This window comes from Bacillus sp. JK74, assembly GCF_053663395.1.
Genome location: NZ_JBSJQB010000001.1, coordinates 573965 through 592653, shown reverse-complemented (window position 1 = coordinate 592653; position 18689 = coordinate 573965). Strand labels below are relative to the sequence as shown.

The 18689-nt window shown below is 47.4% G+C and carries 22 protein-coding genes and 1 pseudogene; 20 read left to right on the top strand and 3 right to left on the bottom strand.

Annotation, left to right across the window (positions count from 1 at the left end):
* The first annotated feature begins 73 nt into the window (after nt 1–73).
* From spo0F to ACWJJ5_RS03020, 11 genes and pseudogenes are all read left to right on the top strand, one after another.
* Entirely contained in the window at nt 74–448 is a 375-nt protein-coding gene (spo0F, locus tag ACWJJ5_RS03070; protein ID WP_012118670.1) for a sporulation initiation phosphotransferase Spo0F, read from the top strand.
* Between the two features lie 175 nt (nt 449–623).
* A complete protein-coding gene (locus tag ACWJJ5_RS03065) occupies nt 624–1481 on the top strand; it encodes a class II fructose-bisphosphate aldolase (protein ID WP_003151102.1) in 858 nt (285 codons plus the stop codon).
* A 118-nt stretch (nt 1482–1599) separates the two neighbouring features.
* Nucleotides 1600–2238 carry a fructose-6-phosphate aldolase gene (gene fsa / locus ACWJJ5_RS03060; protein ID WP_003151103.1) on the top strand — a complete coding sequence of 213 codons (639 nt, stop codon included), beginning with the start codon at nt 1600–1602 and terminating at the stop codon, nt 2236–2238.
* Between the two features lie 309 nt (nt 2239–2547).
* A complete protein-coding gene (locus tag ACWJJ5_RS03055) occupies nt 2548–3837 on the top strand; it encodes a UDP-N-acetylglucosamine 1-carboxyvinyltransferase (RefSeq protein WP_070082513.1) in 1290 nt (429 codons plus the stop codon).
* A 33-nt stretch (nt 3838–3870) separates the two neighbouring features.
* Nucleotides 3871–4836, top strand: a complete 966-nt coding sequence (gene glpX, locus ACWJJ5_RS03050; RefSeq protein ID WP_003151105.1) for a class II fructose-bisphosphatase — start codon at nt 3871–3873, stop codon at nt 4834–4836.
* Between the two features lie 201 nt (nt 4837–5037).
* Nucleotides 5038–5246 (top strand): annotated as a pseudogene (locus ACWJJ5_RS03045) (hypothetical protein).
* Nucleotides 5243–6529, top strand: a complete 1287-nt coding sequence (gene rho / locus ACWJJ5_RS03040; RefSeq protein WP_003151107.1) for a transcription termination factor Rho — start codon at nt 5243–5245, stop codon at nt 6527–6529. The pseudogene ACWJJ5_RS03045 and the gene rho overlap by 4 nt, the downstream one beginning before the upstream one ends.
* 122 nt (nt 6530–6651) lie before the next feature.
* A complete protein-coding gene (gene rpmE, locus ACWJJ5_RS03035) occupies nt 6652–6852 on the top strand; it encodes a 50S ribosomal protein L31 (RefSeq protein ID WP_003151132.1) in 201 nt (66 codons plus the stop codon).
* Between the two features lie 84 nt (nt 6853–6936).
* Nucleotides 6937–7527 carry a thymidine kinase gene (locus ACWJJ5_RS03030; protein WP_038464350.1) on the top strand — a complete coding sequence of 197 codons (591 nt, stop codon included), beginning with the start codon at nt 6937–6939 and terminating at the stop codon, nt 7525–7527.
* Nucleotides 7528–7803: 276 nt separating this feature from the next.
* The gene (malS, locus tag ACWJJ5_RS03025; protein WP_003151135.1) at nt 7804–9501 is read left to right on the top strand and encodes an oxaloacetate-decarboxylating malate dehydrogenase; all 1698 of its coding nucleotides are present in this window, start codon (nt 7804–7806) and stop codon (nt 9499–9501) included.
* Nucleotides 9502–9586: 85 nt separating this feature from the next.
* Nucleotides 9587–10543: an AEC family transporter gene (locus ACWJJ5_RS03020; protein ID WP_146283996.1), complete on the top strand. Its 957-nt coding sequence runs from the start codon at nt 9587–9589 to the stop codon at nt 10541–10543.
* Nucleotides 10544–10576: 33 nt separating this feature from the next.
* On the opposite strand, the gene racA is transcribed toward ACWJJ5_RS03020, so the two are convergent.
* Together racA and gloA2 are read right to left on the bottom strand one after the other, a co-directional pair.
* On the bottom strand, nt 10577–11140 hold the full coding sequence (gene racA / locus ACWJJ5_RS03015) for a chromosome-anchoring protein RacA (protein WP_017418731.1): 564 nt from the start codon (nt 11138–11140) through the stop codon (nt 10577–10579).
* Between the two features lie 110 nt (nt 11141–11250).
* On the bottom strand, nt 11251–11634 hold the full coding sequence (gene gloA2 / locus ACWJJ5_RS03010; protein WP_003151138.1) for an SMU1112c/YaeR family gloxylase I-like metalloprotein: 384 nt from the start codon (nt 11632–11634) through the stop codon (nt 11251–11253).
* Nucleotides 11635–11745: 111 nt separating this feature from the next.
* Between gloA2 and prfA the strand changes: the two genes are divergently transcribed.
* The 3 genes from prfA to ACWJJ5_RS02995 all read left to right on the top strand — a co-directional run bounded on the left by prfA (nt 11746) and on the right by ACWJJ5_RS02995 (nt 14027).
* Entirely contained in the window at nt 11746–12816 is a 1071-nt protein-coding gene (gene prfA / locus ACWJJ5_RS03005; RefSeq protein WP_326362508.1) for a peptide chain release factor 1, read from the top strand.
* Nucleotide 12817: 1 nt separating this feature from the next.
* Nucleotides 12818–13678 carry a peptide chain release factor N(5)-glutamine methyltransferase gene (gene prmC, locus ACWJJ5_RS03000; protein ID WP_070082512.1) on the top strand — a complete coding sequence of 287 codons (861 nt, stop codon included), beginning with the start codon at nt 12818–12820 and terminating at the stop codon, nt 13676–13678.
* 70 nt (nt 13679–13748) lie between these two features.
* Entirely contained in the window at nt 13749–14027 is a 279-nt protein-coding gene (locus ACWJJ5_RS02995; protein ID WP_069449066.1) for a DUF5316 family protein, read from the top strand.
* On the opposite strand, the gene ACWJJ5_RS02990 is transcribed toward ACWJJ5_RS02995, so the two are convergent.
* Nucleotides 14014–14388: a UPF0715 family protein gene (locus ACWJJ5_RS02990; RefSeq protein WP_003151143.1), complete on the bottom strand. Its 375-nt coding sequence runs from the start codon at nt 14386–14388 to the stop codon at nt 14014–14016. The two genes, ACWJJ5_RS02995 and ACWJJ5_RS02990, sit on opposite strands and share 14 nt — an antisense overlap.
* A 159-nt stretch (nt 14389–14547) precedes the next feature.
* On the opposite strand from ACWJJ5_RS02990, the gene spoIIR reads away from it, so the two are divergent.
* From spoIIR to rpiB, 6 genes are all read left to right on the top strand, one after another.
* Nucleotides 14548–15228, top strand: coding sequence for a stage II sporulation protein R (gene spoIIR, locus ACWJJ5_RS02985; protein WP_077722976.1), 681 nt, complete (start codon nt 14548–14550; stop codon nt 15226–15228).
* A gap of 70 nt (nt 15229–15298) precedes the next feature.
* Complete coding sequence (locus ACWJJ5_RS02980; protein ID WP_278071382.1) at nt 15299–15742, top strand: GNAT family N-acetyltransferase; 444 nt, start codon at nt 15299–15301, stop codon at nt 15740–15742.
* A 156-nt stretch (nt 15743–15898) separates the two neighbouring features.
* Nucleotides 15899–16939, top strand: a complete 1041-nt coding sequence (locus tag ACWJJ5_RS02975) for an L-threonylcarbamoyladenylate synthase (RefSeq protein WP_003151146.1) — start codon at nt 15899–15901, stop codon at nt 16937–16939.
* Nucleotides 16940–17006: 67 nt separating this feature from the next.
* A complete protein-coding gene (locus ACWJJ5_RS02970; RefSeq protein ID WP_003151147.1) occupies nt 17007–17564 on the top strand; it encodes a manganese efflux pump MntP in 558 nt (185 codons plus the stop codon).
* A 73-nt stretch (nt 17565–17637) separates the two neighbouring features.
* A complete protein-coding gene (locus ACWJJ5_RS02965) occupies nt 17638–18093 on the top strand; it encodes a low molecular weight protein arginine phosphatase (RefSeq protein ID WP_003151148.1) in 456 nt (151 codons plus the stop codon).
* A 133-nt stretch (nt 18094–18226) separates the two neighbouring features.
* Nucleotides 18227–18676, top strand: coding sequence for a ribose 5-phosphate isomerase B (rpiB, locus tag ACWJJ5_RS02960; protein WP_454022176.1), 450 nt, complete (start codon nt 18227–18229; stop codon nt 18674–18676).
* Nucleotides 18677–18689 lie beyond the last annotated feature (13 nt).

Sequence of the window (18689 nt, the reverse complement as noted above, 5' to 3'; positions counted from 1 at the left end):
GAAATGTGAAAATCAAACAGAATACATAAACAACTGCTTCCTTTTGACGAAAATGATAATATTGGGGTGTAAAATGATGAATGAAAAGATTTTAATCGTAGATGACCAATACGGTATACGCATATTGCTCAATGAAGTGTTTCATAAAGAAGGGTACCAGACGTTTCAGGCCGCCAACGGCATACAGGCGCTGGACATCGTAACGAAAGAACGGCCCGATCTCGTGCTTTTAGATATGAAAATCCCCGGCATGGACGGTATCGAAATTCTCAAGCGCATGAAGATGATCGACGAATCAATCCGCGTCATTATCATGACCGCTTACGGAGAACTCGATATGATTAAGGAATCAAAAGAGCTCGGAGCGCTGACTCATTTTGCGAAACCTTTTGACATTGATGAGATCAGAGACGCGGTGAAAAAATATTTACCTCTAAAATCGAATTAATAAAATTAGAAACAATTATGTCATTGTGTTGCCGATTTGTCGAAAAGTTGGTATCCTAGAGATGGAGAAAAAGCGATCTGTTGTTTTACATATGACAGGTTTTTATGGTCATGCTATAGGTGGAAAGCTTTTTTCGAGAAGAAGCAAATCAGGCTACATAAGGAGGACTTTCGACATGCCTTTAGTTTCAATGACGGAAATGTTGAATACAGCTAAAGAAAAAGGATATGCTGTTGGACAATTTAACTTAAATAACCTTGAGTTCACTCAAGCGATTTTACAAGCAGCAGAAGAGGAAAAATCCCCGGTTATTCTTGGTGTTTCAGAAGGCGCGGGACGCTACATGGGCGGCTTCAAAACAGTGGTTGCCATGGTTAAAGCTCTTATGGAAGAATACAAAGTGACAGTTCCTGTCGCGATTCACTTAGACCACGGTTCAAGCTTTGAATCTTGTGCGAAAGCGATTCATGCAGGTTTCACTTCTGTAATGATCGACGCATCTCACCATCCGTTTGAGGAAAACGTAGCAACTACAGCTAAAGTGGTTGAGCTTGCTCATTTCCACGGCGTTTCAGTTGAAGCTGAGCTTGGAACTGTAGGCGGACAGGAAGATGACGTGATCGCTGAAGGCGTAATCTATGCTGACCCTAAAGAGTGTCAAGAACTTGTAGAGCGCACTGGCATCGACTGCCTTGCACCTGCACTGGGTTCTGTTCACGGTCCTTACAAAGGCGAACCGAACCTCGGTTTCAAAGAAATGGAAGATATCGGAAAATCAACCGGCCTTCCGTTAGTACTTCACGGCGGTACAGGAATTCCGACTGCCGACATTAAAAAATCAATCTCACTTGGTACGGCTAAAATCAACGTAAACACTGAAAACCAAATTTCTTCTGCAAAAGCTGTCCGCGAAACATTGGCAGCTAAGCCGAACGAATACGATCCTCGTAAATATCTTGGACCTGCTCGTGAAGCAATCAAAGAAACGGTTATCGGCAAAATGCGTGAGTTCGGTTCTTCAAACCAAGCTTAATTCAATGTAACATCCATAAACCGCCTGACAGCATTGACAGGCGGTTTTATGTCTTACCTTTAGAAAGCGCAATCATGTTTTACAGTTCTGAAAATTTATTACTGGGGAGGCTTTCCTTATGTTATTTTTCATTGATACAGCAAACATTGACGAGATTAAAGAAGCTTATGAACTTGGCGTTCTTGCCGGAGTTACGACAAACCCTAGTTTAGTGGCGAAAGAAGCTGACGTGTCTTTCCATGACAGACTTCGTGAGATTACGGAAGTCGTGAGCGGATCAGTAAGCGCGGAAGTCATTTCCCTGAATGCTGAAGAAATGATTGAAGAAGGTAAAGAACTTGCGAAAATCGCGCCGAATATTACGGTGAAAATCCCGATGACGTCTGAAGGGTTAAAAGCCGTAAAAGCGCTGAGCGACCTGAACATTAAAACAAACGTAACGCTCATTTTCAGCGCCAACCAGGCGCTTTTGGCGGCAAGAGCCGGGGCGACTTATGTATCTCCGTTCTTAGGCCGTCTGGATGACATCGGCCATAACGGTCTTGAACTGATTTCAGAAATAAGACAGATTTTTGACATTCATGACATTGATACACAAATCATCGCAGCTTCCATCCGTCATGCACAGCACGTGACTGAAGCCGCTTTACGCGGTGCGCATATTGGTACGATGCCGCTGAAAGTCATTCACCAGCTGACGAAACATCCGTTAACGGATAAAGGCATCGAGCAATTCTTGGCTGACTGGAATAAATAAGGGGGAAAAGGGCGGCAAACCGGTTGCATCCGTTTGCCGCACCCTTATGTTTTCCTGTTTGGCAGCGGGCCTTCAGTATCAAAGTGAAGAGTGTGTTTCCCCGGAATATGAACCCGGCGGGCCTCTGTGCATCCTGTGTTAAAAATGCCCCGCAAAGCTTCGCTATTTTCTTCCTGTTATTTTATAATGTCCTTGTATTCTTTCTCTTCGAATTGGCTACATTTTGGACAAGAGCTTTATTTGCAGAGACAGAATAAAATGCCATTTTATTTACGCTCCGCAGCTATCTTCTTATGGAAGGAGACTATCATGGAAAAGTTGAATATTGCCGGCGGCGATCCGTTAAACGGAACCGTACATATCAGCGGCGCGAAAAACAGCGCCGTCGCATTGATACCCGCAACCATTCTGGCAAATTCCGAAGTAACGATCGAAGGGCTTCCGGAGATCTCAGATATTGAAACGCTGCGTGACCTGCTGAAAGAAATCGGCGGAAACGTCCATTTTGAAAAAGGAGAAATGGTCGTCGACCCTTCCCCGATGATCAGCATGCCGCTTCCCAACGGCAAAGTGAAAAAACTCCGCGCTTCCTATTACTTAATGGGCGCGATGCTCGGCCGCTTCAAACAGGCGGTCATCGGACTGCCGGGCGGATGCCATCTCGGGCCGCGGCCGATTGACCAGCATATCAAAGGGTTTGAGGCGCTTGGGGCGGAAGTCACCAATGAACAAGGCGCGATTTATCTGCGCGCCGAAAGGCTGAGAGGCGCACGGATTTATTTAGATGTCGTCAGCGTCGGAGCGACGATCAATATCATGCTTGCCGCTGTACTGGCTGAAGGTAAAACCGTGATAGAAAACGCCGCCAAGGAACCTGAGATTATTGATGTTGCCACATTGCTCACCAGCATGGGCGCGAAGATCAAAGGCGCGGGAACCAATGTAATCAGAATCGACGGCGTAAAAGAGCTGCACGGATGCAGGCATACGATCATTCCGGACAGAATTGAGGCGGGCACCTTTATGATCGCCGGCGCCGCGATGGGGCAAGAAGTCATTATTGATAATGTCATACCGACTCACCTGGAGTCTTTAACGGCGAAGCTCAGGGAAATGGGTTTTTACATCGAGACGAGTGACGATCAGCTTCTTATGCTCGGCGGGCAGAAGCAGATAAAACCGGTCGACGTGAAAACGCTTGTTTACCCGGGATTCCCGACTGATCTTCAGCAGCCGATGACATCTCTGTTAACGAGAGCGAGCGGCACGAGCGTCGTAACCGACACCATCTACTCGGCCCGATTTAAACATATAGATGAGCTGAGACGGATGGGGGCCAATATGAAAGTGGAAGGCAGGTCGGCCATTATCACCGGTCCGGCCGAGCTTCAGGGCGCAAAAGTAAAGGCGAGCGATCTGCGTGCAGGCGCTTGTCTGGTCGTCGCCGGACTCATGGCTGACGGCGTAACCGAAATTACCGGTCTCGAGCATTTAGACCGCGGCTACAGCAATCTTGAGAAAAAACTCGAAGGTCTGGGCGCCACAATCTGGCGGCAAAGGCTGACGGACGAAGAGATAGAACAGCTCCAAAATTCATAGAAATGCGGACTTTTGAGAGGAGATCGTGTTGAAATGGAAAGAAGCTTATCGATGGAATTGGTTCGAGTCACTGAAGCGGCGGCTTTAGCATCTGCCAGATGGATGGGCCGCGGGAAAAAAGATGAAGCTGATGATGCGGCGACAAGCGCAATGCGTGACGTGTTTGACACGGTGCCGATGAAAGGCACGGTCGTGATCGGGGAAGGCGAGATGGATGAAGCGCCGATGCTTTACATCGGCGAAAAGCTCGGAAACGGATACGGCCCGCGCGTCGATGTCGCCGTCGATCCTCTTGAAGGCACAAACATCGTAGCGAGCGGCGGCTGGAATGCGCTGACGGTGATCGCGGTCGCCGACCATGGAACATTGCTGAACGCCCCGGATATGTATATGGAAAAAATCGCGGTCGGTCCCGAAGCGGTAGGCTGCATCGATATCGAAGCGCCTGTCATTGATAACTTAAAAGCCGTTGCGAAAGCGAAAAATAAAGACATTGAAGATGTCGTGGCAACCATTTTAAATCGTGACAGACACGAAAAAATTATCTCTGAATTGCGTGAGGCGGGCGCCAGAATCAAACTGATCAACGACGGCGATGTCGCGGGCGCCATCAATACGGCCTTTGACCATACGGGAGTAGATATTCTCTTCGGTTCAGGCGGGGCTCCTGAAGGCGTGCTGTCTGCCGTTGCGTTAAAAGCGCTCGGCGGCGAAATCATCGGCAGGCTTCTGCCGCAAAGTGCGGAAGAGCAGGCGCGCTGTGAGCGAATGGGCCTTGATGTATCCAAAGTGCTCCGGATGGAGGATCTTGTGAGAGGGGATGACGCCATTTTTGCCGCAACGGGCGTCACGGACGGAGAGCTGCTGAAAGGCGTTCAGTTCAAAGGCTCCGTCGGCACGACTGAAAGCCTGGTCATCCGGGCGAAATCAGGAACGGTCCGATTCGTTGACGGAAGACACAGCCTGAAGAAAAAACCAAATCTTGTGATCCGGCCATAAATAGAGAAAAGCGGGACGGAAAGTCCCGCTTTTCTTTTGCAAAAAAGAGTCAACCCTATCATTTATATGTCAAAGCATTATTTAAGTTGAATAATTTTTTGAAATGAGGTAAAAATAAAGAGTGCTGCGATTTTTCTGTGTCATTCCTTCTTTTGAGTACTGGGAAATTTTCAAATTCTACCGCATACAGACGATATAAATATTGATCTTCTCAAGTTTTTGTCCTCGCTTCCTTCAAAACTCATTAAGACATTCCTTTTTTAAAAAAGCGCCGATCATGGGTGGAAGTGTTACCGATAGAAGTTCCTGAACGTTTTATAAAAGAATGTGCTTTGGCGGAATCATGCGAAGCAGCCGATTTGAATGAAAACAGCAATACATTGACTATGAAAAGCGTGGTGTTTTTATGAAAGACGTATCTATTTCCTCTTTGGAAAATATGAAATTAAAAGAACTATATGAACTGGCCAGACATTATAAAATCTCCTACTACAGCAAACTGACTAAAAAAGAATTAATCTTTGCCATCCTGAAAGCCAACGCCGAGCAGGAGGATCTTCTGTTTATGGAAGGCGTGCTCGAAATCATCCAATCGGAAGGATTCGGCTTCCTCAGACCGATTAATTACTCGCCAAGCTCAGAAGACATCTATATTTCTGCTTCCCAGATCCGCCGCTTTGATTTAAGAAACGGTGACAAAGTATCCGGCAAGGTGCGTCCGCCGAAAGAAAACGAACGCTATTACGGACTTTTGCACGTTGAAGCGGTAAATGGAGACGATCCGGAATCTGCGAAAGAGCGCGTTCATTTTCCCGCGCTGACGCCGCTTTATCCGGACCGCCAAATGGTGCTTGAGACGAAACCGAATTATCTCTCAACAAGAATTCTCGATATGATGGCTCCTGTCGGTTTCGGCCAGCGCGGTCTGATCGTGGCACCGCCGAAAGCCGGTAAAACCATGCTGTTAAAAGAAATCGCTAACAGCATTACGACAAATCAGCCTGACGCTGAATTGATCGTTCTCTTAATTGATGAAAGACCGGAAGAAGTAACGGATATTGAACGTTCCGTAGCGGGCGATGTCGTCAGCTCGACGTTCGATGAAGTGCCGGAAAATCACATTAAGGTAGCGGAGCTTGTGCTTGAACGGGCGATGCGTCTCGTTGAACACAAAAAAGACGTTATCATTCTGATGGACAGCATTACCCGCCTGGCACGGGCCTACAACCTCGTTATCCCGCCAAGCGGACGTACGCTTTCCGGCGGGATTGACCCGGCTGCGTTCCATCGTCCGAAGCGCTTTTTCGGTGCCGCGAGAAACATTGAAGAGGGCGGCAGCCTGACCATTTTGGCGACGGCGCTCGTTGACACGGGCTCCCGGATGGATGACGTCATCTACGAAGAGTTTAAAGGAACGGGCAACATGGAGCTTCACCTTGACCGTTCTCTTGCGGAAAGACGGATTTTCCCGGCGATCGATATCCGCCGCTCCGGCACGCGGAAGGAAGAGCTGCTCGTGCCGAAAGAGCATCTTGACCGTCTATGGGCGATCCGCAAATCGATGTCTGATTCTCCGGACTTCGCAGAGAAGTTTATGAGAAAAATGAAAAAAACAAAAACGAATCAGGAATTCTTCGATCTGATCAACCAAGAATGGAAGCAGGCAAACCTTTCATCATCAGCCCGCCGCTGATAAAAAATGTATTTGCAAATGCAGTAAATGACTGATATAATTCTCTCATATGCGTTCCGGATTCGCTCCGGAATAATAACTCTGTTTCCACACGGGATTCAGGGCGGAAGGAGATGGATACAATGAAAGCAGGAATTCATCCTAATTTCAAAAAAGCAACAGTTAAATGCGCTTGCGGAAATGAATTTGAAACAGGCTCAGTAAAAGAAGAGGTACGCGTTGAGATTTGCTCTGAATGCCACCCATTCTACACTGGACGTCAAAAATTCGCTTCTGCTGATGGTCGTGTTGATCGCTTTAACAAAAAATACGGTCTTAAGTAATAATAGATTTTACAGGCAGGCAAGAATTGCTTCTTGCCTGTTTTTTATGTCCATAAACAGGAAAAAAAGGGGAGCGGATAGCCTATGTACATAATGAAGCAAAGCGGATGGCTTGAGCTGATATGCGGCAGCATGTTCTCTGGGAAATCAGAAGAGCTGATCCGCAGAGTGAAAAGAGCGACTTATGCGAAGCAGGAGGTCAAGGTGTTCAAACCTGCCATTGATAATCGCTACAGTGAGGAGGCTGTCGTTTCTCACAACGGCACCTCCATGACAAGCCACGTCATCTCGTCTTCGGCTGAAATATGGGATCATATCAGTGAAAGCACGGACGTCATCGCGGTAGATGAAGTGCAGTTTTTCGGCGAATCGATCATCGGCGACTTATCCTCGCTTGCGGATAAAGGCTATCGTGTCATCGCGGCCGGACTTGATATGGATTTCCGGGGAGAGCCGTTCGGCGTGGTGCCGAATCTGATGGCGGTTGCCGAATCAGTGACGAAGCTGCAGGCGGTCTGCTCCGTTTGCGGGTCGCCGGCAAGCCGTACGCAGCGTTTGATTGACGGGAAGCCCGCTTCCTATGATGATCCGGTCATTTTAGTCGGCGCGTCGGAGTCATACGAAGCGAGATGCAGACATCATCACGAAGTGCCGAAAAAACAGACTGATAAATAACCCTTTTCATGAAAACATCGGTAAAAAATCCGGTGTTTTTTTGACGGTTTTTCAAAAATTGTAGTTAATTAACTTAAAAAAGAGTATGAAAAAATTAAGTAATTTTCATCTCTTGAATTTTCATTTTTACAGGCATAAAATGACTAAGTAATGTAAATAGTTATGAGACATTGTTCGAATAATTGTCAAAAAAAGATATAGCAGATCGCGATCACACTAGCCAAAATGGGTAATTACTTAACTTTGTTAACTATTTGAAGAAAGAAGGAGATTTTCTTGAATAATATTAAAGTAACGAAGGAAGGCAACTTAGAAACTACTTTAAGAGGAAAAGAAGTTCTATCTATCCCTACTTTAAATAAAGGTGTTGCGTTTTCAGCAGAAGAAAGAAAAAGCCTTGGATTAGACGGGCTGCTTCCTCCGACCATTCTGTCTCTTGATGAGCAGGCAAAACGCGCATACGAGCAGTTTCAAGCTCAGCCGGACCGCCTTCGCCAAAACGTGTATTTGAATGATTTGCAAAACCGTAACGAAGTTCTTTTCTTTAAATTGCTTCAAAACCATCTTCGTGAAATGCTGCCGGTTGTTTACACACCGACTGTCGGTGAAGCGATTCAAGAATACAGCCATGAGTACAGAAGACCTCAAGGGATTTACCTTTCTATCGACAATGTAGAAGGAATCGAAGAGGCATTTGAAAACCTTCATGCCACTGCCGGAGATATTGATCTGATCGTTGCGACAGACTCAGAAAGCATCCTCGGAATCGGTGACTGGGGTGTAGGCGGTATCAACATCGCCATCGGTAAATTAGCCGTATACACAGCGGCTGCCGGTATTGACCCAAGCCGTGTTATTCCTGTCGTTCTTGACGTCGGTACGAACAATGAAAAACTTCTGAACGATCCTTTATACATCGGTAACCGTCATGAACGTATCCAAGGCGAACGTTATGAAGCTTTCATTGACGCTTATGTAAAAGCTGCGCTTAAATATTTCCCTAAAGCTCTTCTTCACTGGGAAGACCTTGGAAACAAAAACGCGCGCAATATCATGAAGAAATACAACCATGAAATTCTTACATTCAACGATGACATTCAAGGAACAGGCGCGATTACGCTTGCAGGTGTGCTTGCGGCTATGAAGAAAACAGGCGCGTCTATTAAAGACCAGCGTGTGGTTGTCTTCGGTGCGGGATCTGCCGGAATCGGAATCGCTGACCAAATCCGCGACACTATGGTGCTTGCCGGTCTTTCTGAAGAAGAAGCCAACAAAGCGTTCTACACAATGGACTACAGAGGCTTGTTAATTGAAGGTATGGAAAACATTCTTGATTTCCAAGAGCCGTACCTGCGCACAGCTGAAGAAATTAAAGATTGGAAACGCGATGAAAACGGACAAATTCCTTTCATTGAAGTGATCCGTCAAGCGAAACCGACAATCTTAATCGGTACATCAGGCCAAAGCGGCGCGTTCAGTGAAGAAATCGTCAAAGAAATGGCAAAACACGTTGAGCGTCCGGTCATCATGCCGATGTCTAACCCGACACCGCTTGCTGAAGCCGTTCCTAGCGATCTATTCAAATGGACTGACGGCAAAGTGCTTGTGGCGACAGGAAGCCCGTTTGACAATGTAGAGTACAATGGCGTTTCTCATGAAATCGGACAATCTAACAACGCATTCGCGTTCCCTGGACTTGGTCTCGGTTCAATCGTTGTAGAAGCGAAAGTGATTACTCCTGCAATGTTTGCGGCAACTGCTGACGCAATCGCAGAAAGCGTTGATTTTGAAACACCGGGTGCAGGCCTTCTGCCGAGCATGAGCGACTTACAAGAAGTTTCAATTAAAGTTGCGATCGCCGTAGCGGAAACTGCCATTAAAGAAGGCGTGGCAAACCGCATTCCTGAGAATGTAGAACAAGCCGTTCTTGATGCAATGTGGAAACCGCAATATAAACAAGTTATCGCTAAATAATTTTACGATTAATTTTACAGTCCGAGGGAAAGCTTTTATGTAATGGCTAAAGTATACGGACATTAAGGATTTGGAGGAGAATATTTTGAGCTTCTTAGATATTTTAATCCTCCTGGCGCCGATCTTTTTCGTGATCGTGCTGGGATGGTTCGCAGGTCGCTTCGGAAGTTATGACGCGAAGTCAGCAAAAGGGGTAAGCACCTTAGTTACGAAGTACGCGCTTCCGGCGCATTTTATCGCAAGTATTTTAACCACTTCAAGAAGTGCGTTTTTATCACAGGTTCCTTTGATGATCGCTTTGATCATTGGGATTGTCGGATTCTTTATCGTCATTCTGTTGATTTGCAAATTTATCTTCAAGTATGATTTAACGAATTCATCTGTATTTTCTTTAAACTCTGCACAGCCGACATTTGCATTTATGGGTATTCCGGTACTCGGAAGCTTATTCGGAGCAAACGAAGTAGCGATTCCTATCGCCGTTACGGGTATCGTGGTTAACGCCATCCTTGACCCGCTTGCGATCATTATCGCTACAGTCGGTGAGTCATCTAAGAAACAAGACAGCGAAAACGAGAACTTCTGGAAAATGACTGGTAAGTCTATTCTTCACGGTCTTTCCGAACCGCTTGCGGCTGCACCGCTTATCAGTATCATCCTGGTACTCTGCGGTGTAACACTCCCTGGCTTGGGTGAAAAAATGCTTGATCAGCTCGGAAGCACAACATCAGGTGTTGCACTCTTTGCCGTCGGTGTAACTGTCGGTATCCGCAACATCAAGCTCAGTCTGCCGGCTTTCGGTATCGCTTTGTTAAAAGTTGCCGTTCAGCCTGCGCTGATGTACTTGATCGCTCTTGCAGTCGGACTTCCGGCTGACCAGATCACGAAAGCGGTATTGCTCGTTGCATTCCCTGGATCTGCGGTAGCGGCGATGATTGCCACACGTTTCGAAAAACAAGAGGAAGAAACTGCGTCCGCGTTCGTGATCAGTGCGATTTTATCTCTGATCTCACTGCCGATCATCATTGCGCTGACTGCATAATGAAAAGCTCCCTGTTTCAGGGAGCTTTTTTGATTAGAATTGAAATTTAAAAGGCGAAAATCTCGTTTTTTTTCTGGGTTTCTTATGTTCTGAAGAAGCGGCTGTTTCTGAGAGGGGAGCTGTCTGGGCAAGTTCCTGGATGCGGGAGGCCAATGTCTGCAATTCGGTATTGAGGTCGTCAATTTCCCGTCTGTGCTGAAGAAGCTGATAAGACACCCCTTCATCCGCCTTTTGTTTCAGCTGGCGTTCCAGCTCCTCTATCCTTGAAAGCAGATGGTTCTCACCTTGTTTCTCTTTCGTGAGAATGTCCAGTTTGCGCTCCAGCTCTGCCAACCTTTGTTCAGCGCCGCCAGTGATTTTCGGACGCTGCAAAATGAAGCCCGTCCGTTTTTTCGGCTGCCGGGGCACTTGAACGTCCAGAAGGGCAGTGCCTTCAGAAATTTGCCGTTTGACCGATTTCAGCACATCAAGATCCTCAGGTGTAAAGGAATAATGTCCGAGCTCATTCCGTTCAGCCGGAAGATTCAGCTGCTTGACCCACCTTTGCACCGTTTTTGCGGAGACACCGAGCTCTTTCGCGGCCATGTTTGTATTCATGATCACATACCTCCTTTTTGCTAGGTATTCGACCATGAGGCGGCGTTCCCTTCACGTTAGACAAAACAAGAAGGAATTCGCCAAAGAAAGCGGCATTTCTTCAAAAAACGTTACGCTTCATACAATTCAAGCGGAAGCTTGTCGGGATCGAAGAAAAAGGTAAACCGTTTCCCCGTCAGCGGATCGGTTCTGATCGGTTCTGTGCCGACGCCCTTTTCCTTTAACTCCCTGACGGCTGCTTCAAGATCGTTTACGGTGAAGGCGAGATGCCGGAGACCCGCGGCTTCCGGTCTGGTCGGCCGTTCGGGCGGATCGGGAAAGGAAAACAATTCAATCGCATATGCGCCGTCCAGCGCCAGATCGAGTTTATAAGATTCCCGTTCCTTTCGATATGTTTCTTTTATAATGCCGAAACCGAGTATCTCGGTGTAAAAAGCTTTCGACTTTTCATAATCAGAGCATATGATTGCTATATGGTGGATGGATTTCAGCATATCCGCCCCTCCTTTTTTGCTTCAGTATAACAGAGGCGAATTGCTTTTGACTGGCGATAAGCCCTATACTATAATGAGAATGTTACGCACAGGAAAACAGAGGTGAAGACCGTGTTAGACCGTTTACAGTCAATTGAACAACGATACGAAAAATTAAATGAGCTTTTAAGTGATCCGGAAGTGGTCAACGATCCGAAAAAGCTTAGAGAATATTCGAAAGAGCAATCTGATATACAAGAAACCGTTGAAGTCTATAGACAATACAGAGACGCATCAGAACAGCTTGCCGATGCGAAAGCGATGCTTGAGGAAAAGCTTGATGCCGATATGAGAGACATGGTGAAGGAAGAAATCTCCGAACTGCAGGGAGAGACGGAAACCTTATCAGAGCGTTTGAAAGTGCTCCTCATCCCGAAAGACCCGAACGATGACAAAAACGTAATTATGGAGATCCGCGGAGCAGCGGGAGGAGAAGAAGCCGCGCTGTTTGCGGGAAATCTCTACAGAATGTACTCCCGTTACGCCGAGATCCAAGGCTGGAAGACTGAAGTCATGGAAGCAAACGTGACCGGAACGGGCGGTTACAAAGAAATCATCTTTATGATTACGGGAAAAGGCGCATACTCCAAGCTGAAGTATGAAAATGGCGCGCACCGCGTACAGCGTGTTCCGGAAACGGAATCAGGCGGCCGTATTCATACATCCACGGCGACGGTGGCGTGTCTTCCTGAAGCGGAAGAAGTAGAAGTGGACATCCACGAAAAAGACATCCGCGTCGATACATTCGCATCAAGCGGACCGGGCGGACAAAGCGTAAACACGACGATGTCGGCCGTACGCCTGACGCATTTACCGACCGGTGTCGTCGTATCCTGTCAGGATGAAAAATCTCAGATTAAAAACAAAGAAAAAGCGATGAAGGTGCTCCGCGCCAGAATCTATGATAAATTCCAGCAGGAAGCTCAGGCTGAATATGATCAGACCCGTAAATCAGCCGTCGGTTCAGGCGACCGTTCCGAGCGTATCCGCACATACAATTTCCCGCAAAACCGTGTGACGGATCACCGCATCGGCCTGACGATTCAAAAGCTGGATCAAATCCTGGAAGGCAAGCTTGATGAAGTGGTTGAAGCGTTAATCGTAGAAGACCAGTCAAGCAAGCTCCAGCAGGCGGAAAATTAAGATGAAGACCGTTTTTGAAGCCCTAAGCTGGGCTTCTTCTTATTTAACCGAAGCGGGAAGAGAAAAAAACGCGGCCGAGCTGCTGCTGTTAAATGATACCGGAATGGATCGGAGCAAACTTCTCGCAAGTCTGCAGGAGCCCGTCGGCGAGGACGAACTTTACCGTTTCAGACGGCACGTGGAGATGCATAAAGAAGGTATTCCGATTCAATATATTATCGGGAAAGAACAGTTTTACGGCAGGGAATTTTTTGTGAATGACGATGTTCTCATTCCGCGTCCGGAAACGGAAGAAGTCGTCTTTCATCTGCTGGACAGACAGAAGCGGGTGTTTTCCGGGGCGGAACGACTGAACGTCATTGATATCGGTACGGGGAGCGGAGCTATTGCGGTGACGCTCGCGCTTGAATGCGGACATTTTTCAGTATCGGCTTCGGATATTTCAAAAGAAGCGCTGCAGGTGGCGGAAAGAAATGCGCAAAACCTCGGAGCGGACGTGTGCTTTTTGCAGGGAGATCTGTTAACTCCTTTTATTTCATCAGGAAAAAAAGCGGATATTATTGTTTCCAATCCGCCGTATATTTCTGAAGAAGAAATGGCGGATTTGTCGGATATCGTCCGTTTCCATGAGCCGCTTCATGCTCTTACGGACGGCGGTGACGGTTTGAAATTCTACAAGCGGTTTATGGAGGAGCTGCCTCTTGTCATGAAAGATAAAGCGCTTGTCGTCTTTGAAATCGGATATAATCAGGGAAAAGCCGTGAAAGACCTGTTCCGTCATTCCTTTCCGAATGCGGAAGTGGAAGTCGTACAGGACATCAACGGAAAAGACAGAACCGTATCCGCGGTCATCACATCATGAAAAAAGCCCGCCGGTGACGCACACGGCGGGCTTTTGTTACAATGGAAAGAAAATGAAAGGGGCATCCGCCTTGAAAAAAGCGTTCGCCTTCGGATGTATACTCGCCGCCGCAGCTTATGCGGCTGGATTTGTCCTGCCGTTTGGCTTTGACATCATTTTCGGCGCCGTTACGGCTGTTCTTATCGTCGCAGCGGTCATCGTTTCCGGGCTGGCCGTAAGCGGAGCGGAGCAGCGGGCCAATTATCATTCTGAAACAGAAGAAGGACGGCACGCCCGTTTAAAGATGGCCGCCGTTTTCTTTTGCGCCGCTCTCCCTTCAGCCGGCTGTCTGCTGATTACGCTTCTGTAGCCGGATTTTGTCTTTGCAGCAATACGGAATCCCATACCCAATAGACGACGGCTGTTAAAACCGCAAAGATATAAAAGGCTGAATTAGAAAACAGAGATTGGCCTGACGGCTGCAAAAGACCGAAGATGATCCCGTTTGCAATGAACGACACCCCCAAATAATAAAGAAAATACAGCGGATGAAATCTCTTCGGCTTTTTATTCAGAAAGTATTGAAGCGGCAGCGCAAAAATCAAATAAGGAAACAAAAAATAAAACGCCATCGAAATGAAAGCCGCGATAATGAATTGATGAACATACAAAATAGAATAAATGACAGACATACATGCCGCCGACAGCAGCACGGTGTAATTATATTTCATCTGAAAACCTCCTATCAAAATAATATCGTACCATATTTTGAATCTGTCAATGCAGATTATCAGCTTGCTAGATTTTTTTCTTCCCGCCGGTTTAAACCTTTTCCGTCATGTCCATAATGGGACTAGATAAAAAAGCACGGAGAGGAACGGTGGGGACCGATGAAACAGACAATGATGATCTGCATATATATTTTTCTTTTATTATCAGGAGCGCTTGCGGGTTTGACAAAAGAAGAAACGGCGCGGGCATCAGCCGATGAGCCCGTCGTCATACCGGATGAAGCGATCCGGCTCAGGATTTTGGCCAACAGTGATAACGATGAGGATCAAAAGCTCAAGCGCCAGATCAGAGATGCTGTAAACGAGCAAATCACGGACTGGGTGAAAGATATCACTTCCATTGAAGAAGCGCGGCGGCTCATTCGTTCGAAGCTTCCTGAAATTAAAGAAATCGCCAAACAAACGATGAAAGAAAAGGGTGCGCATCAATCCGTTTCAGTTCAATTCAATAAAATTTCGTTTCCGACAAAGCTGTACGGCAATATGGTCTATCCGGCCGGAAAATATGAAGCCATTTTAATTACACTCGGCAATGGCGAGGGCGCCAACTGGTGGTGCGTCTTGTTTCCGCCGCTGTGCTTCCTTGATTTCTCAAACGGCGAAGCGGTGAAAGATCAGGAAGACGGCGGACAGAAGCAGGAAGAAACGCAGAAACAGACAGAAAAAGTGCTGGATGACGTAAAAGCAAAGGCTGATAAAGCGAAGAAAGAAAATAAAGATGACGATGATACCGAAGTGAAGTTTTTCCTCGTCGATTGGATTTCAGATCTATTTTCCTGAAGCAAAAGGCATAAATCCGGATTCGATTCATAGATTGGAAGAAAGCGTTGATCGAAACGGAGGGAAATATATGTTTTATCAGCTGAGAGTGGCAAGAGATCAAGATACGGAGGCGCTGGAGGCCTTTTTGAAAAAGTCTGATACGGCACATGCGGAAATCGATCAGCAGATCAGCCGGTTTATCGTGCTGGAAGACAGCGAAAAAAAGATTGCCGCCTGTCTCGGGATCGAAAAATTCAGCGGCGGAAAAGGGCTTCTCCGTTCACTCGTCATGTCGGACAGGCTGAATCAAAGCCATCTCGTTACACTGTTTCAAAGTATGGATGTACTGTGCAAAAAACATGAGATTCAAGATGTCTACTTAGTCGCCAATCAGCCCTCATCTGCTGAGTTTCTGAATGTGATGGGATTTGAAGCGTGCGCCGATGCGCCTGATGAACTGTATACGTCCGAACATTTCCGCAACTCGTTATGCACAGAAGGTTCGTTTTTAATGGTGAAAACCTCTGCCTGATCTAACTTATACACAAGGTTATCCACTTATTAAAAAGTGTTGTCCACAGTTTGTGGATAACACTTGTTTTATTAAAGGACATCTTTTATACTTTCAAAAGGAATACACGAGAGAAAATAAAGTTTTACCGCTTTAAAATAAGGAGTTTGGTTATACATGAAAACAAGAAGATGGTTTGTGGATTGTTCCGCAGAATTATCCACAACCGATCCCCAGATTACACAAGCCGCGGAATTGCTCCGGCAGAATGAGGTTGTGGCTTTTCCGACAGAAACCGTTTACGGACTGGGCGCTAACGCTGAAAATACGGAAGCCGTAACGAAAATATATGAGGCGAAAGGAAGGCCGAGCGATAACCCGCTGATTGTGCATATATCCCATATCAGCCAGCTTGATCGTTTTATCAGCCATATTCCTGAGACGGCGAAAAAGCTTATGGAGCTATTCTGGCCGGGGGCGCTGACCCTTGTCCTGCCGTGTAAGCCCGGTGTGCTGTCACCCCGTGTCACCGCGGGACTGGAGACGGTAGCGGTCAGAATGCCTGATCATCCGGCAGCATTAGCCCTCATCAGCTCGGCCGGACTGCCGATCGCCGCGCCGAGCGCCAATTTATCAGGAAAACCGAGCCCGACGAAGGCCGAGCATGTCGCTCATGATTTAAACGGCCGCATTGCCGGTATTGTGGACGGCGGCGCGACGGGAATCGGAGTGGAATCAACCGTTCTGTCCTGTACGGGGAAACAGCCCGTGCTGCTTCGTCCGGGAGGCGTGACAAAAGAGCAGATTGAATCCGCCGCCGGTCCGGTTCTTGTGGATAAAGGGCTGACCGAAGAAGATGAGGTTCCTATTTCTCCCGGTATGAAATATACACATTACGCGCCTTCTGCGCCGATGGCTATTGCCGACGGCGGCGCCCGGAGAATTCAAGAACTGGCAGACGCATATAAAAGCCGGGGAAAACGAATCGGCATTTTGACAACAGAAGAGAACGCCGATAGTTACCAGGCTGATTATATCAAGGTCTGCGGCAGACGCGCCGACCTTGAAACAGTGGCGTCCGCCTTATACGATGCGCTCCGCAGCTTTGATGAAGCGGAAGTGGATATGATTATTTCTGAGTCCTTTCCGGATACCGGAGTGGGGCTCGCCGTTATGAACAGGCTGATGAAAGCCGCAGGCGGCACCGTTATCCATTAACTTGTTCTACCCCTTATCGGACATGCATAAGCTAAACAAGCGGGCACGTCCAAGGGGGTTTTTATTCATGTCGAATCTATTCATCGGGGAACTTGTCTCCTTAAGCATCATGGCATTTGCTTTGGGGACGGATGCCTTTTCCGTCGGGCTCGGAATGGGAATGATTCAGCTGAAGAAAAAACAGATTTTTCATATAGGGGTTGTCATCGGGCTGTTTCATGTCATGATGCCGCTTGTGGGAATGGCGGCCGGGCATCTGCTGTCCGGTTTTCTGGGGATGCTCGCCGTTTACATCGGCGGATCTCTTCTTTTCATTTTAGGGGTGCAGATGATGATCGCCGCGTTTAAACAATCGGACGGGCCGCTCATATCTCCGGCAGGCTCGGGACTGTTGCTGTTTGCGGTCGGTGTCAGTCTGGACAGCTTTTCTGTCGGGCTCAGTCTCGGGATGAACGGCTCCAATCCGTTTCTGGCCGTTACGCTGTTCGGGGTCTTCAGCACCGTTTTAACATGGGCGGGCCTTTTGGCGGGAAGAAAGGTGCAGTCGTGGCTCGGCTCCTACAGCGAAGCGCTTGGCGGAGCCATTTTGATCGGATTCGGGCTGAAACTGCTTTTACCGATATAAGATACGTAAAAAAAGAAACGAAGATGCCGTTTCTTTTTTCTTCATTTATAATAGGCAGTAAGAGGTGACGGACATGAAAATAATCTTTGTTTGTACAGGCAATACGTGCCGCAGTCCCATGGCTGAGGCTCTTTTTAAATCCATAGCAGAAACGAAAGGGCTGGATGTCAGCGTAAGCTCGGCCGGCGTATTCGCGTCTCCGCACGGAAAAGCGTCGGCTCATGCCGTAGAAGCGCTGTTTGAAAAACGGATCGCCCTCAATCACAGTTCATCTCCCTTATCGGAAGAACATATCGAGACGGCCGATCTGGTGCTGGCGATGACCGAACAGCATAAACAGCTGATTGAAGGCCGATATCAAAACAGTCAGGGCAAAGTTTTTACCATTAAAGAATACGTGACGGGGGAAAACGGCGATATCTCTGACCCGTTCGGCGGTCCGCTTGATGTTTATAAACAGACGCGGGACGAACTGGAGGAGCTGCTGACTCTTTTGGCTGATCAATTGCTTGACGGGAAAAGCAAGTAATCTGTCAGAAAATCTGCAAACAGGTCATTTGCAAAACGAATGTGAAAGAGTAGAATGAAATCAACGGATTTCGTAATAAAAAGGACAAGCACACTGGGCTGTCTTCGCCCAGCCACACCTAGGAGGTAAATGAATGAAAGTAGCTATTGCGTCAGATCACGGCGGCGTCCATATCCGCGAAGAAATAAAAAGTCTTTTGGATGAATTGCAGATTGAATACATTGATATGGGCTGTGAATGCGGCGCCGGCTCTGTCGATTATTCAGACTACGCTTTTCCGGTAGCGGAAAAAGTGGTGAACGGCGAAGCTGACAGGGGAATTTTAATTTGCGGCACAGGCATCGGCATGAGCATCTCCGCAAATAAGGTAAAGGGCGTACGCTGTGCGCTTGCCCATGACACCTTCAGCGCAAAAGCGACGCGTGAACACAATGACACGAATGTTCTTGCGATGGGCGAACGCGTCATCGGCCCGGGGCTGGCGCGCGAAATCGCAAAAGTCTGGCTGACGACTGAATTTACGGGCGGCCGCCACGAACGGCGGATCGGCAAAATCGCAGATTACGAAGAAAAAAATCTGTAAGAGGTGCTGGACA

Excerpts from the sequence above, each read along its gene's own strand:
- spo0F (WP_012118670.1), top strand. The coding sequence starts at position 74 with ATGATGAATGAAAAGATTTTAATCGTAGATGACCAATACGGTATACGC.
- ACWJJ5_RS03065 (WP_003151102.1), top strand. The coding sequence starts at position 624 with ATGCCTTTAGTTTCAATGACGGAAATGTTGAATACAGCTAAAGAAAAA.
- fsa (WP_003151103.1), top strand. The coding sequence starts at position 1,600 with ATGTTATTTTTCATTGATACAGCAAACATTGACGAGATTAAAGAAGCT.
- ACWJJ5_RS03055 (WP_070082513.1), top strand. The coding sequence starts at position 2,548 with ATGGAAAAGTTGAATATTGCCGGCGGCGATCCGTTAAACGGAACCGTA.
- glpX (WP_003151105.1), top strand. The coding sequence starts at position 3,871 with ATGGAAAGAAGCTTATCGATGGAATTGGTTCGAGTCACTGAAGCGGCG.
- rho (WP_003151107.1), top strand. The coding sequence starts at position 5,243 with ATGAAAGACGTATCTATTTCCTCTTTGGAAAATATGAAATTAAAAGAA.
- rpmE (WP_003151132.1), top strand. The coding sequence starts at position 6,652 with ATGAAAGCAGGAATTCATCCTAATTTCAAAAAAGCAACAGTTAAATGC.
- ACWJJ5_RS03030 (WP_038464350.1), top strand. The coding sequence starts at position 6,937 with ATGTACATAATGAAGCAAAGCGGATGGCTTGAGCTGATATGCGGCAGC.
- racA (WP_017418731.1), bottom strand. The coding sequence starts at position 11,140 with ATGAATACAAACATGGCCGCGAAAGAGCTCGGTGTCTCCGCAAAAACG.
- gloA2 (WP_003151138.1), bottom strand. The coding sequence starts at position 11,634 with ATGCTGAAATCCATCCACCATATAGCAATCATATGCTCTGATTATGAA.
- prmC (WP_070082512.1), top strand. The coding sequence starts at position 12,818 with ATGAAGACCGTTTTTGAAGCCCTAAGCTGGGCTTCTTCTTATTTAACC.
- ACWJJ5_RS02990 (WP_003151143.1), bottom strand. The coding sequence starts at position 14,388 with ATGAAATATAATTACACCGTGCTGCTGTCGGCGGCATGTATGTCTGTC.
- spoIIR (WP_077722976.1), top strand. The coding sequence starts at position 14,548 with ATGAAACAGACAATGATGATCTGCATATATATTTTTCTTTTATTATCA.
- ACWJJ5_RS02980 (WP_278071382.1), top strand. The coding sequence starts at position 15,299 with ATGTTTTATCAGCTGAGAGTGGCAAGAGATCAAGATACGGAGGCGCTG.
- ACWJJ5_RS02975 (WP_003151146.1), top strand. The coding sequence starts at position 15,899 with ATGAAAACAAGAAGATGGTTTGTGGATTGTTCCGCAGAATTATCCACA.
- ACWJJ5_RS02970 (WP_003151147.1), top strand. The coding sequence starts at position 17,007 with ATGTCGAATCTATTCATCGGGGAACTTGTCTCCTTAAGCATCATGGCA.
- ACWJJ5_RS02965 (WP_003151148.1), top strand. The coding sequence starts at position 17,638 with ATGAAAATAATCTTTGTTTGTACAGGCAATACGTGCCGCAGTCCCATG.
- rpiB (WP_454022176.1), top strand. The coding sequence starts at position 18,227 with ATGAAAGTAGCTATTGCGTCAGATCACGGCGGCGTCCATATCCGCGAA.